Raw genomic sequence first — 12,517 nt, forward strand, 5'->3', positions numbered from 1 at the left:
GACCCGATGACCGAAACCGTGGGAACCGGCGCGGCGGCCGCCGGCCGGAGCAAGAAGAAGGCCAGTGGTGGTCTGGCCGTCAAGCGGGTCTTCACGACCGAAGGCGTGCACCCGTACGACGACGTCGTGTGGGAGAAGCGCGATGTCGTGATGACCAACTGGCGCGACGGCAGCGTCAACTTCGAGCAGCGGGGCGTCGAGTTCCCCGAGTTCTGGTCGGTGAACGCCACCAACATCGTCACCAGCAAGTACTTCCGCGGCGCCGTCGGCTCCCCGCAGCGCGAGAGCAGCCTCAAGCAGCTCATCGACCGCGTGGTGAAGACGTACGTGAAGGCCGCCGCGGACTACGGCTACTTCGCCGGTGCAGGCGACCTGGAGATCTTCGAGCACGAGCTCACCTGGATGCTGCTGCACCAGGTCTTCAGCTTCAACTCGCCCGTCTGGTTCAACGTCGGCACGTCCTCGAAGCAGCAGGTCTCGGCGTGCTTCATCCTGTCGGTCGACGACACGATGGAGTCGATCCTGAACTGGTACCGCGAGGAGGGCCTGATCTTCAAGGGCGGCTCCGGCGCGGGCCTCAACCTCTCCCGCATCCGCTCCTCGAAGGAGCTGCTCACCTCCGGCGGCACCGCGTCCGGCCCGGTTTCGTTCATGCGCGGCGCCGACGCGTCCGCGGGCACCATCAAGTCCGGCGGCGCCACGCGGCGCGCGGCGAAGATGGTCGTGCTCGACGTCGACCACCCCGACATCGAGGAGTTCATCCAGACCAAGGCGCGCGAAGAGGAGAAGATCAAGGTCCTCCGCGACGCCGGGTTCGACATGGACCTCTCCGGCGCGGACATCGCGTCGGTGCAGTACCAGAACGCCAACAACTCCGTGCGCGTGTCCGACGAGTTCATGCAGGCCGTGGAGAACGGCACGGAGTTCGGGCTGCGCGCCCGCCTCACCGGCGAGGTCATCGAGCGCACCGACGCGAAGAAGCTGTTCCGCACCATGGCGCAGGCCGCGTGGGAGTGCGCCGACCCGGGCGTGCAGTACGACGGCACGATCAACGACTGGCACACCTGCCCGGAGTCCGGCCGCATCAGCGCGTCGAACCCGTGCAGCGAGTACATGCACCTCGACAACTCCAGCTGCAACCTCGCGTCGCTGAACCTGCTGAAGTTCGTGGCCGACGACGGCACGTTCGACGCGCCGCTGTTCGCGAAGGCCGTGGAGTTCGTGATCACGGCGATGGACATCTCCATCTGCTTCGCTGACTTCCCGACCGAGCCGATCGCCGACACCACGCGCAAGTTCCGCCAGCTGGGCATCGGGTACGCCAACCTCGGCGCGCTGCTGATGGCGCTGGGCCACGCGTACGACTCCGAAGGCGGCCGCGCGCTCGCCGGCGCGATCACGTCGCTCATGACCGGTGTGTCGTACCGCCGCTCGGCGGAGATGGCCAAGGTCGTCGGCGCGTACGAGGGTTATGCGCGCAACGCCGAGGCGCACCAGCGCGTGATGCGCAAGCACGCCGCGGCCAACGAGCTGGTCCGCACCTACCACTCCAACGACGCGGCCGTCCGCGCGCTGGCCACCGAGGAGTGGCAGCGCGGCGTCGAGCTCGGCACGCGCCACGGCTGGCGCAACGCGCAGGCCTCGGTGCTCGCGCCCACCGGCACCATCGGCTTCATGATGGACTGCGACACCACGGGCATCGAGCCGGACTTCTCGCTGGTGAAGTTCAAGAAGCTCGTCGGCGGCGGGTCGATGCAGATCGTGAACCAGACCGTGCCGCGCGCGCTGCGGGTGCTGGGCTACCAGGACGAGCAGGTGGAGGCGATCGTCGAGTACGTGGCGCAGCACGGCCACGTCGTCGACGCGCCGGGCCTGCGTCCCGAGCACTACGAGGTCTTCGACTGCGCTGTGGGCGAGCGCTCCATCGCGCCGATGGGCCACGTGCGGATGATGGCCGCGGTGCAGCCGTTCCTGTCGGGCGCGATCTCGAAGACGGTGAACATGCCGGAGACGGCGACCGTCGAAGAGGTCGAGGAGATCTACTTCCAGGGCTGGAAGCTGGGGCTCAAGGCGCTGGCGATCTACCGCGACAACTGCAAGGTCGGCCAGCCGCTGTCCACGGCGAAGAAGAAGGAAGCCGAGCCGGAGCCGGAGAAGGTCGTGGAGTACCGCCCGGTGCGCCGCCGCCTGCCGAAGAAGCGCCCGAGCCAGACGGTGTCGTTCACCGTCGGCGGCGCCGAGGGCTACCTCCACGCGGGCTCCTACCCGGACGACGGCCTCGGCGAGATCTTCGTCAAGCTCGGCAAGCAGGGTTCGACGCTGGCGGGCGTGATGGACGCCTTCTCGATGTCGATCTCCGTGGGCCTGCAGCACGGCATCCCGCTGGAGTTCTACGTCTCGAAGTTCTCCAACCTGCGCTTCGAACCGGCCGGCATGACGGACGACCCGGACATCCGCATCGCCACCAGCGTGATGGACTACCTCTTCCGCCGCCTGGCCCTCGACTACCTGCCGTACGAGAAGCGCTCGCAACTCGGCATCTTCACCGCCGACGAACGCTCGGCCGAAGTGGAATCCAACTACGGCGGCATGGACCTCGAAGCCCTGCGCACCAGCGTCGACTCCTCCCCGGCCTCCGCGACCACCCCGGCCGCCCCGCCCACCCCGGCGGCCCCGGACGCGCACTCCACGGCCGAACTGATGGAACTCCACCTCGGCAAAGCCGCGGACGCGCCGTTGTGCATGACGTGCGGCACGAAGATGCGGCCTGCGGGGTCGTGTTATGCCTGTGAAGGGTGTGGAGCTACGTCGGGTTGTAGCTGATTGTCTTGAAGTGGTGAAGCGGGGAGCCGGGTTTCCGGCTCCCCGCTTTGCTTTGCCGGCGACCGGATTTCCGCACAGGATCTCCACACGTCCTCCCGCTGGGGGTCACATCGGTGCGACAGCATCGGGCGCGTGGAGTGGCTTAGGGAGTTCAGGGAAGAAGCACAGCGGCGGCGAGTGCGGCCGGAGCCGGAGTGGGGGCGTGGGGCGCGGCTGGACCCCGTGGTGGTGCGGAGCGTGCAGCGGTTCCAGGTGGGGGAGTCGGGGGACGGGGCCAACCTGATCGCCAAGGCGGACCCGCGGTTTCGGCCCGCCGTCGAGTTGTTCGTGGCCGAGGAGCAGAACCACGCGCGGCTGCTGTCCGAACTCCTCAGGGCCGCGGGGAGTGCGACGATCCACAACCACTGGTCGGACACCGTGTTCGTCTGGCTCAGGCGAGCGCTCGGGCTCAGGCTGGAGTTGATGGTGCTGTTGATCGCCGAAGTGGTGGCGCTGAGCTACTACCGGGCGCTGAGGGATGGCACCGGGGATCCGCTCACGAGGGAAGTCGCGGCGAGGATTTTGGCGGATGAGGAGCGGCATGTGCCGTTCCACTGTGATCAGCTCAGAGGAGCTTTCCCCGGGGCAAAGGGAAAACTCGTCGCCGGCGCGTGGCGGATTCTGTTGCTGGGGGCGTTGGCGGCCGTCACAATCGATCATGGCAAGGCGTTGGGGGCGCTCGGTGTCACGCGGCTCGCGTTCGCGGCGGGGGTGCTGGGGCGGTTCGAGCAGGTGGTCGTGGAAGTCCACGATGGACGGACGTGTCTGGTCGCGACGAGGCCGTTCACGCGTCGGGCGCGGCCGCGGGGTCTGCTCTGACCCCCAGCGAAGCGAGGTGCGCTCGCAGGACGTCGCGGCAGACCTGGGGCGTGGTCGCGTCCGGTTGGAGGGCCGAGCGGAACGTGAGGCCGTCCAGCAGAGCGGCCAAGCGCTCGGCTTCCAGGTCGGCCGCGGAAGCCGGCAAGCGCATGGCCTCGATGATGCGGCGGGCCAAAGCCAGCGTGCCTCGCAGAGCCTCGTGGGCCAAGGCGGTCAGGTCGGTGTCCACGCGGGCCGCGACCAGGAACTCCACCAGCACCGTGGCTTCGGCACGGCGGGGGGCGTCGAGGGGGAGCAGTTCGGCCAGGAAGTCGGTCAGTTGTGAGGCCGCCTCGTCGGGTGTCAGCTCCGAAAGGGGCCGCAACGAGACGCGGCGGCGCTCCAGGCGGGCGGTGACGCGGTCGATCGTCGAGCGCATGGCGAAGCGCATGAGGTCGCGCTGGCCGTCGAAGTAGTGGCGGACGGAGCCGATGTTCAGGCCGGACTCCGCGGCCACCGAGCGCAGCGACACGGCCGGCAAGCCGTCGCGCGCGGCCAGGCGCAGCACGGCGTCCGCGATGTCCGCGCGGCGTTGTTCTCCGTCGATGACCTTGGGCACTGGACCTTTCTATCACACCTGTGATACCAATGTTTATGTCACAGATGTGATAGAAACGAGGTGGGAGACGATGGAGACGGTGCTCAACGTGCTGCTGATCCGGTTCGGCCTGATCGCGGCCGGGCTGGTGGTGCTCGCCCTGGTGTTGTTCGCGGTGGTGGTCACGCTGCGGCGCAGGGGCAAGGGCCACCACGTGACGGCGGCGGCGCGGTTCGCCGCGCGCGTGCTGGATGAGCGAGGGGCCCGGCGTGGGAGCCGCGTGGTGAGGGAAGCGCTCAACCGGTTCGACGACCGGTGAACGGCGACGAGCTGCTGCACCATCTGCTGCTGGACCTGCTGGTCAAGGGCCTGACCGGCCTCGGCGCGGTGGTGGTGCTGGTGATCGGCGCCGTCGCGATCTGGCGCAAGGCGGGGAGGTGAATGGGGGCGCCGGTCACGGCGCCCCCACCACGTCAGGACAGCCGCGACCAGAGGAACTCGAACACCAGCGCCCACTTGAACGCCAGCTGCGCGTTGTCCGCCGCGCCGCCGTGGCCGCCTTCGATGTTCTCGTAGTAGCGCACGTCGTGGCCCTGCTCCTGCATCCGCGCCATCATCTTGCGGGCGTGGCCCGGGTGCACGCGGTCGTCCCTTGTGGACGTGGCGAACAGGGTCGGCGGGTACGTCCGTCCCTTGTGGACGTTGTGGTACGGCGAGTACTTCGCGATGTACTCCCACTCCTCGGGCACGTCCGGGTCGCCCCACTCGGCCATCCACGACGCGCCCGCCAGCAGCAGGTGGTAGCGCTTCATGTCGAGCAGCGGCACCTGGCTCACCACGGCGCCGAACAGCTCCGGGTACCGGGTGAGCATCACGCCCATCAGCAGCCCACCGTTGCTGCCGCCGAGGATGCCGAGCCGTGCGGCCGTGGTGATGCCGCGGGTGACGAGGTCGCGCGCGACTGCGGAGAAGTCCTCGTACACTTTGTGCCGGTTTTCCTTCACGGCCTGCGCGTGCCACTCCGGCCCGTACTCGCCGCCGCCGCGGATGTTCGCGACCACGTACGTGCCGCCGCGCGCGACCCAGCCGCGGCCGATCACGCCGCTGTACGCGGGCGTCAGCGAAACCTCGAAACCGCCGTAGCCGTTGAGCAGCGTCGGGCCGTCCTGCGCGCCGGGCGGGCGCACCACGAAGTACGGGATCTTCGTGCCGTCCTCCGACGTCGCGAAGTACTGCGCGACCTCGATCCCGGCCGCGTCGAAGAACCCCGGCGCCTGCTTGAGCACCTCGACCTCGCCGCCGACCTCACCCCGGCTCAGGGTCGACGGCTGCAGGTAGCTCGACGAGTCCACGAGGTACTCGTCCCTCTCGTCCGGGTCGGTGCCCACGATGTCCGCGCTGCCGAACTCCGGCGCCCCGCCCAGCGGCGCCTCCGTCCAACCGTCGGGGCCGGGCGTGAGCGCGACCAGCTCCGTCTTCACGTCACGCAGCTTCGCGAGCAGCACGTGGTTGCGGGTGAACGTGTAGTACTCGAGCGAGGTGTGCGCGTCCGGCGTGAACAGCGCGGTGAAGTCCCGCTCGCCCGCCAGGAACGCGTCGAACCCGATCACGAGCAGCGCGCCGGCGGGGTGCTCGGTGCCGCCGACGGTCCACGGCGTGCGCGGCTGCACGTACAGCCACTCGCGCTCCACCGACAGCTCCACGTCGTCGGGCAGGTCGAGCTTCTCCAGCCCGGACGGCGTCCGCAGGAACACCTCGGTGCGGTAGAAGTCGATCGAGCGGTGCACGAAGTCGCGCTCGAACGCTGGAGTCGGGTCGTGGAACGCGACCACCGCGACGTCGTCGGGCTTGCCCTCGAACACCAGCTCCGCCGATTCGACCGGCGTGCCGCGGCGCCATTCCTTCGTCAGCCGCGGGTAGCCGGACGTGGTGAGCGTGTCCGGGCCGAAGTCGGTGCCCACGTACACGCGGTCCTCGTCGATCCAGCCGACACGGTTCTTCGCCTCGGCCAGGAAGTAGCCGCCTTCGACGAACTCGTGCGCGTCCAGGTCGAACTCGCGCACCACCGTCGCGTCGGCGCCGCCGCGCGAGAGCTGCACGAGCCCGAGCCGGTGGCCGGGCCGCAGCACCGCGGCGCCCTTCCACACCCAGTTCTCGTCCTCGGCCTCGGCCAGCGCGTCGACGTCGAGCAGCAGCTCCCAGTCGGGTTCGGGCTTGCGGTACTCCTCGAGGGTGGTGCGCCGCCACAGCCCGCGCGGGTGCTCGGCGTCCTGCCAGAAGTTGTAGAGGTTGGGCCCGCGGCGGGTCACGTAGGGGATGCGCCCGCCGGCGTCGAGCACTTCGCGGACCTCGTCCCGCAGCGCGGCGAAGCGTTCGCCGGACGTGAGCACGTCCAGCGTCTCGGCGTTGCGCGTGCGGACCCAGTCCAATGCCTCGTCGCCGGTCACGTCTTCCAGCCACAGGTACGGATCTTCGACACTCATGGCCCCAGTCTCTCCGCCGGGCGGGGGTTCCGGCCACCCGTCCGGCGTTCCCGTTTCGTGATCCCGCCCGGCCGGGTGCTCCGTATGCTGGAGCGCGCAGGTGACAGGGGGAGCGAGCGCACTTGAGCGAAAACGCGGGCGGGGTGCCGCCGAGGGAGCCGGCCGGGCCGCCGCCACCGCCGCCGATGGCGGCCCGGCCACCCGCCGTGAATCCGTGGGCACCGGTTTCGTACGGTCCGCCGCGCCGCCGTAACGGCGGGGTCGTCGGCGGAGTTATCGCGCTCGTCATCCTGGTCGCCACGGCCGGGGTCATGGCCGTGGTCCCGAATGAGCTGTCCGGCCACGCGATCGCCGTGCCGATCTCCGTGCACCGCTCCGACGCGTCGCCAGGCGACGGAGCCCGCGCCGACCCCCGCGCGGTGCCCGAGCTGGAAACCAACCCCATCCTGGCGAACGGCGTGAAGCTCGGCGCGGTGTCGTGCGAGCTGCCGCAGCTGGGGGACACCGGGCCCCAGCTGTCGGCGTTCTACGAAGCGCTCACCGGCTGCCTGGAGCAGGCGTGGCGCCCGGCGCTCGACCGCGCGGATGAGCCGAGCGTGAAGGTCGCCGTCTCCGTGACGCTGCCGAAGGTGAGCGCGTGCGGGGCGGCGCCGTCGAAGGACCAGGCCGTGGCCTACTACTGCGGCGGCGACACCACGATCTACGCCCCCACTGACTGGATGCTCTCGGACGCCGGGCTGAACCGCTCGCGCCACCTCGCGACCATCGCGCACGAGTACGGCCACCACGTGCAGAGCGAAAGCGGCATTCTGACCGCGGCGGCCGACCGCATGAGCTCACCGGACCAGGACAGCCCCGCGGACCTGGCGCTGGTGCGGCGCATCGAGCTGCAGGCCAACTGCTTCGGCGCGCTGTTCATCGCCGCCGCGGAGGGGCGCGGCTCGATCAGCCGCGCCACGGCCAACGCGGCTGTCGCCGACTACGGCCGCGCCGACGACAGCGACGACCACGGCAGCCGCGCTCACCAGCTGTCCTGGGCGAAGGCCGGCTTCACGGCCCAGAACACGGCCGCGTGCAACACGTGGTCGGCGCCGGCCGACAAGGTCAGCTGAGCTTCCAGCCCGGGTCGCGTCCCAGCAGCCCGATCAGCCGGTCGAGTTCGTCGGCGCCCTCGGGCACCTCGACCAGCGCGCCGAACGCGCCGCTCACCGCGCGTTCGGCCGGGTCGGTGGGCACCATGGCGGCGAAGCCGAGGGCGGCCGTCACCGCTTCCGGCGCGGGCTCGTACGCCACGCCGAAGGTCTTCGCGAGGTCCCAGCCATGCACGACCGTGTCGACGAGGTGCATGGCCGCGGCGATCTCGGCGGCGAACGGGCCGATCTCGTGGATCTTCACCTGGCGGCGCAGGGCGCCCTCCTCGCCGTATGCGGCGAGGAAGTCGTCGACCGACGCGGCGTAGGAGGTGTACGCGTCTTCGCCGAGGCGCCCGGCATCCCAGTCGGCCGCTTCGCCGCGGCGCAGGGCTTCGGCGAAGGCGTGGTTTTCACTGACCTGGTGGCGCAGCAGGTCGGCCAGCGTCCAGCCTTCGCAGGGGGTGGGGCGGGAAAGGTCCTTCTCGGTGGCTCCGGCCACGATTTTGTCGAGGACGAGCAGAGACTGGCGGTCGAGTTCGAACGTGGTCATACCCGGACGCTAACCGCCTCAGCGGACCAGCTGAAGGTCCAAAAAGAGCCGAACTCCGGTGGACCAATCTAGGCTGGCGAGGTGGACCTGCACATCGACCTGACCGGCCGCCGAGGCCACCGCGACGAGATCTACCGTCAGATCCGGGAGGCCGTGCTCGATGGCCGGATCCGCGACGGTGACGCGCTGCCGCCCACGCGCGAGCTGGCCCAGCGGCTCACCGTCTCGCGCACCACCGTCAGCGCGGCCTACGAACGCCTCGCCGCCGAGGGGTTCCTCAACGCCCGCCCCGGCGCGGGCACGTTCGTCCGGTCGGGTGCGGCGCCGTGGCCCGCCGAGCCGGCGGCCGAGCAGTCCGAGGAGGCCGTGCGCCCGCGTCCGGAGTGGGCGGCGGTGCCTCGCCCACCGCGCTCGTTCGGGCCCGTGGCGGAGTACGACTTCCGCTCCGGCGTGCCCGATGTGCGGCTGTTCCCGTTCGACACCTGGCGTCGCCTGATGACGCAGCGGCTGCGCGCGTCGCAGGCCGATCTGCTCATGTACGGCGCACCGCAGGGCGATCCGCGGCTGCGCGAGGGGCTCGCGCGCCACCTCGGGGTGTCGCGCAACGTCCGCGTGCGCCCGGAGGACATCGTTGTCACGACGGGAGTCCAGCAGACCGTGGACCTCGTCGCGCGGGTCCTGCTGAAGGCCGGTGACCTCGTGGCCGTGGAGGATCCCGGGTACCCGCCGCCGCGGCTGCTGCTCGGCACTCTGGGCATGCGCGTCGCGGGCGTGCCGGTGGACGGCGAGGGGATTGTCGTCGAGGCGATCCCGGCCGGCACGCGGGTTGTGTACGTGACGCCTTCGCACCAGTGCCCGCTCGGCGTCGCGATGTCGTTGGCGCGGCGGCAGGAACTGCTCGACTGGGCCGAGCGCACGGGCGCGGTGATCATCGAGGACGACTACGACAGCGAGTTCCGCTACACCGGACGGCCGCTGGAACCGTTGCACAGCCTGGATTCCCGCGGCCGCGTGGTGTACGTCGGGTCGATGTCGAAGGTGCTCTCACCGGCGTTGCGGGTGGGGTTCCTGGCTGCGCCGCCGTCGCTCGTGGGCGCGCTCGCCAAGGCGAAGTACCTCGCCGACTGGCACACGCCCGCGCTCGAACAGGCCGTACTGGCCGACTTCATCGACGAAGGCGGCTTCGCGCGCCACATCCGGCGGATGCGCAAGATCTACCGTGAACGCCACGACATCCTCGTCGACGGTCTGCGCAGCGAATTCGGCGATGTGCTCGACCCCGTACCCGCGGCGGCCGGACTGCACCTGGGCGCTTCGGCCGACCGCGATCTGCGCCTGGTGGCCCGCAACGCGCGCGACGCCGGCGTACGCCTGTTGTCCCTTGGCGACTTCTCGATGACCCGGACCTGCCACGGATTGCTGTTCGGCTACGGTGCGATCGCGGCCGAGGCCATCGAACCGGGACTGGCCCGGCTGCGCCGGGTGTTCGACGAGGGAGTGCGATGACCGACGACGCGATGGTGGCGATCGACGCGGGCCTGCGCAAGCACATCGCGGGCGACCGCGCGGGCGCGCGCGAGACCTTCCTCGCGCTGTGGCAGGAGATCGGCGAGGACGGCGACCCGCTGCACCGCTGCGCGCTGGCCCACCACCTCGCCGACGTCTGCGACGAGCCGGCCGAAGAGCTCGAGTGGGACCTTCGTGCCCTCTCCGCCGCGGACTCCCTCACCGACGAACGCGCGCAGCAGTACCACTCGACGCTCGCCGTACGCGGCTTCTACCCTTCGCTGCACCTCAACCTCGGCGAGGACTACCGCAAGCTCGGTGACCTCGACGCCGCGCGCCGGCATCTCGCGTCGGCCCGGGAAAAGCTCGACGCGCTGGGCGAGGACGACTACGCCGCCGGCATTCGCGCCGCGCTGGAAGGCCTGGCAGAACGGTTGGTGTGAGCACTCCATACCACGGGTGAACGCGGCTCGCCGGACTTTCGCACTCGGCACCCGGGCCCTAACCTGGTGTGACCCAACTCGACGAGGAGAGGGGAACACCATGCGGATCGCGGATCTGCTCCGGTCCAAAGGCGCTGCTGTCGCCACGGTGGCTCCGGGGACCACGGTGACCGAACTGCTCGCCGGGCTCGCCCGCCACAACGTCGGTGCCATGGTGGTGGTGACACCTGAAGGCGCCATAGCGGGGATCGTGTCCGAACGCGATGTGGTGCGTCGGCTCAACGATCACGGTCCCATGGTCCTCGACGGTCCCGTCGCGGACATCATGACGAAGATGGTGGCCAGCGCCGGGCCCGACGACTCGGTCGACGAGCTGAGCGTGCTGATGACCGAACGCCGCATCCGGCACGTGCCCGTGCTCGAAGACGGCCGCCTGGCCGGCATCATCAGCATCGGCGACGTGGTGAAGTCCCGGATCGAGCAGCTCGAGAAGAGCCAGGAGCAGCTCGAGGCCTACATCGCGCAGGGCTGAGTCTCTCAGGGCAGGCGGGGTCATTCCCGCCAGCCGCTGAGCTCCACCCCCTTGGCGACGTCCACGCGGTAGGCGAGCGTGACCGTCCCGGTCGCACCGGGCGCGAGCGTGAGCCGCCACGTGAACTCGCCGAGGTCGGTGGTCTCCACCGGGTCCGGCGTCGCGCGTACGTCCCGCACCGTGATGGCTTCGTCGCGGGAGACGGGTGCCTGGTCGAGCACGGTGACCACTGCTTCGCGCGGGCTGTGGTTGGTCACCGTGGTGCGGTACTCCGCTTCGCGGCGGCGCTGGCCCGACAGCGTGGCCTTGCTCGCCGTGCGTCGCACGAGGTCGCGTTCCACGCGGATGCGGTCGTCCACGCCGAGGGCGAGCTCGAGCTCTTCGCCCGGAGCCCACAGATCGAGCCGGGTGGTGCCGACGAACTCGGTGTCGTGGAAGACGGACGCGCGCCCGGCGCGCAGCGTGTGCTCGCCGGTGTTCACCACGGTCGCGCGCAGGTATGCCTCCGTCGCCTGCACGGGCGCGGTCACGTAGCCGAGCTCGGCCGTCAGATCGAGCTGTGCCAGCGTGGTCCGGTGCCCCTGCGAGCCCGACGGGATCGCGACCGGGTGCGACGGCCGGTAGGTGACCGCGGTGGTGCCCTGCTCCGCCTCGGCGAACACCGGGGCCATGCGGCGCAACGATACGGCCTTGTCCCGCACGGCGGCGCTGCCGGGCGCGGCCGCGGCGAACGCGGCCATCGGCCGGGCCGGCGGGGCCGGCTGCACGCGGTCGAGGAACCACGGGTCGAGCTCCGGCACCACGACGGTGCTCGCGGGGCGCGCGGTCGACAGGGCGAGCTCGCACTCCGGCCAGTCTTCGCCGGTGTGCTGGCTGACCAGGCCGAAGGAGGTCACGGTGACGTCGGTGTCGCGCACGCGCACGTCGTAACCCGGCTCCCAGCTGGCGCCGGGGACCACATAGGACAGTTCGACTTCGATCTCTCCGGTGTCTTCCTGCGGTTCGAGGTCTACGGTGACGCCGGCACTGTCCTGTTCGGACTGTGCGCTGTGGTTCGCGATCCGGCGTTCCAAAGCCGCGAGGTTTTCGCGCATCCGCTCAAGGCGTTCGGTGAGTGCCCGGCGCGTGCGCAGTGCGGCGGCGAGCTGGCCGCCGAGCGCCTCGGTGACCTCCTCGACGCGCGTCGGGCCCGCGACGCCCGACGCCAGTGCCTTCGCGAAGCTCGCCCCGCTGCGTTTCGCCACGCCCGTGAGCAGCTCGACCTTCGCGGCTTCGGCTGCTTCGTCGTCGGCGACGGCGTCGATCGCGGCTTGGTTCGTGCGGCGTTGCTCGACGAGCGCGTTGAGCGCGGGGTCGGCGGGGCCCGCGTGCTGCTCGTAACCGACGTCGACGCCGGTGATCAGCGCGGCGCCGGTTCCCGTGACGCGCACCGATTCCGCGTCGAGCGCCAGCGGCAGGCCGGTGATCCGCACGCGGGCGCCCTCGGCCAGGTTCGCTCGGCCGCGGCGGGTGATCCGCGCGTGCTGCGGGTAGACGGTCACGGCGACGATCGGAGCATCCATGACCCCGACGTTAGTCGGTTGACGGCGGCCGCGGTTGCCGGAAGTGTCGG

General features: G+C 70.5%; 12 protein-coding genes. 8 read left to right on the top strand and 4 right to left on the bottom strand.

The features are described 5' to 3' along the window. Nucleotides 1–6 precede the first annotated feature (6 nt). Entirely contained in the window at nt 7–2,823 is a 2,817-nt protein-coding gene (locus K1T34_RS29975; protein WP_220238113.1) for a vitamin B12-dependent ribonucleotide reductase, read from the top strand. A 327-nt stretch (nt 2,824–3,150) separates the two neighbouring features. Then, the gene (locus K1T34_RS29980) at nt 3,151–3,681 is read left to right on the top strand and encodes a ferritin-like domain-containing protein (RefSeq protein WP_255637677.1); all 531 of its coding nucleotides are present in this window, start codon (nt 3,151–3,153) and stop codon (nt 3,679–3,681) included. Here K1T34_RS29980 and K1T34_RS29985 read toward each other — a convergent pair. Further along, nucleotides 3,647–4,279, bottom strand: coding sequence for a TetR/AcrR family transcriptional regulator (locus tag K1T34_RS29985; protein ID WP_220238114.1), 633 nt, complete (start codon nt 4,277–4,279; stop codon nt 3,647–3,649). The two genes, K1T34_RS29980 and K1T34_RS29985, sit on opposite strands and share 35 nt — an antisense overlap. Before the next feature lie 70 nt (nt 4,280–4,349). On the opposite strand from K1T34_RS29985, the gene K1T34_RS29990 reads away from it, so the two are divergent. Both K1T34_RS29990 and K1T34_RS53585 read left to right on the top strand, forming a co-directional pair. After that, nucleotides 4,350–4,577 (top strand): hypothetical protein, encoded by a 228-nt coding sequence (locus tag K1T34_RS29990; RefSeq protein ID WP_220238115.1) that lies wholly within the window; start codon nt 4,350–4,352, stop codon nt 4,575–4,577. Continuing rightward, nucleotides 4,574–4,699: a hypothetical protein gene (locus K1T34_RS53585; RefSeq protein ID WP_255637678.1), complete on the top strand. Its 126-nt coding sequence runs from the start codon at nt 4,574–4,576 to the stop codon at nt 4,697–4,699. Before K1T34_RS29990 ends, K1T34_RS53585 begins: the two co-directional genes overlap by 4 nt. A 32-nt stretch (nt 4,700–4,731) precedes the next feature. On the opposite strand, the gene K1T34_RS29995 is transcribed toward K1T34_RS53585, so the two are convergent. After that, nucleotides 4,732–6,741, bottom strand: coding sequence for a prolyl oligopeptidase family protein (locus tag K1T34_RS29995; protein WP_220238116.1), 2,010 nt, complete (start codon nt 6,739–6,741; stop codon nt 4,732–4,734). A gap of 185 nt (nt 6,742–6,926) precedes the next feature. Here K1T34_RS29995 and K1T34_RS30000 point away from each other — a divergent pair, with 185 nt between their 5' ends. After that, the gene (locus K1T34_RS30000; RefSeq protein WP_220247488.1) at nt 6,927–7,853 is read left to right on the top strand and encodes a neutral zinc metallopeptidase; all 927 of its coding nucleotides are present in this window, start codon (nt 6,927–6,929) and stop codon (nt 7,851–7,853) included. Here the strand turns inward: K1T34_RS30000 and K1T34_RS30005 are convergent. Next, entirely contained in the window at nt 7,846–8,424 is a 579-nt protein-coding gene (locus K1T34_RS30005; protein WP_220238117.1) for a TIGR03086 family metal-binding protein, read from the bottom strand. The two genes, K1T34_RS30000 and K1T34_RS30005, sit on opposite strands and share 8 nt — an antisense overlap. Nucleotides 8,425–8,505: 81 nt before the next feature. Between K1T34_RS30005 and K1T34_RS30010 the strand changes: the two genes are divergently transcribed. The 3 genes from K1T34_RS30010 to K1T34_RS30020 all read left to right on the top strand — a co-directional run bounded on the left by K1T34_RS30010 (nt 8,506) and on the right by K1T34_RS30020 (nt 10,905). Next, nucleotides 8,506–9,930, top strand: a complete 1,425-nt coding sequence (locus K1T34_RS30010) for a PLP-dependent aminotransferase family protein (protein WP_220238118.1) — start codon at nt 8,506–8,508, stop codon at nt 9,928–9,930. Then, nucleotides 9,927–10,373, top strand: coding sequence for a hypothetical protein (locus K1T34_RS30015; RefSeq protein WP_220238119.1), 447 nt, complete (start codon nt 9,927–9,929; stop codon nt 10,371–10,373). Before K1T34_RS30010 ends, K1T34_RS30015 begins: the two co-directional genes overlap by 4 nt. 100 nt (nt 10,374–10,473) lie before the next feature. After that, a complete protein-coding gene (locus K1T34_RS30020; protein ID WP_220238120.1) occupies nt 10,474–10,905 on the top strand; it encodes a CBS domain-containing protein in 432 nt (143 codons plus the stop codon). Between the two features lie 20 nt (nt 10,906–10,925). Here the strand turns inward: K1T34_RS30020 and K1T34_RS30025 are convergent, their stop codons facing one another. Then, nucleotides 10,926–12,467, bottom strand: a complete 1,542-nt coding sequence (locus tag K1T34_RS30025) for a DUF4139 domain-containing protein (RefSeq protein WP_220238121.1) — start codon at nt 12,465–12,467, stop codon at nt 10,926–10,928. Nucleotides 12,468–12,517: the final 50 nt, after the last annotated feature.

The organism is Amycolatopsis sp. DSM 110486 (genome assembly GCF_019468465.1).
In the GTDB taxonomy this organism is placed as follows: domain Bacteria; phylum Actinomycetota; class Actinomycetes; order Mycobacteriales; family Pseudonocardiaceae; genus Amycolatopsis.

Excerpts from the sequence above, each read along its gene's own strand:
- K1T34_RS29975 (WP_220238113.1), top strand. The coding sequence starts at position 7 with ATGACCGAAACCGTGGGAACCGGCGCGGCGGCCGCCGGCCGGAGCAAG.
- K1T34_RS29990 (WP_220238115.1), top strand. The coding sequence starts at position 4,350 with ATGGAGACGGTGCTCAACGTGCTGCTGATCCGGTTCGGCCTGATCGCG.
- K1T34_RS29995 (WP_220238116.1), bottom strand. The coding sequence starts at position 6,741 with ATGAGTGTCGAAGATCCGTACCTGTGGCTGGAAGACGTGACCGGCGAC.
- K1T34_RS30000 (WP_220247488.1), top strand. The coding sequence starts at position 6,927 with ATGGCGGCCCGGCCACCCGCCGTGAATCCGTGGGCACCGGTTTCGTAC.
- K1T34_RS30005 (WP_220238117.1), bottom strand. The coding sequence starts at position 8,424 with ATGACCACGTTCGAACTCGACCGCCAGTCTCTGCTCGTCCTCGACAAA.
- K1T34_RS30015 (WP_220238119.1), top strand. The coding sequence starts at position 9,927 with ATGACCGACGACGCGATGGTGGCGATCGACGCGGGCCTGCGCAAGCAC.
- K1T34_RS30020 (WP_220238120.1), top strand. The coding sequence starts at position 10,474 with ATGCGGATCGCGGATCTGCTCCGGTCCAAAGGCGCTGCTGTCGCCACG.
- K1T34_RS30025 (WP_220238121.1), bottom strand. The coding sequence starts at position 12,467 with ATGGATGCTCCGATCGTCGCCGTGACCGTCTACCCGCAGCACGCGCGG.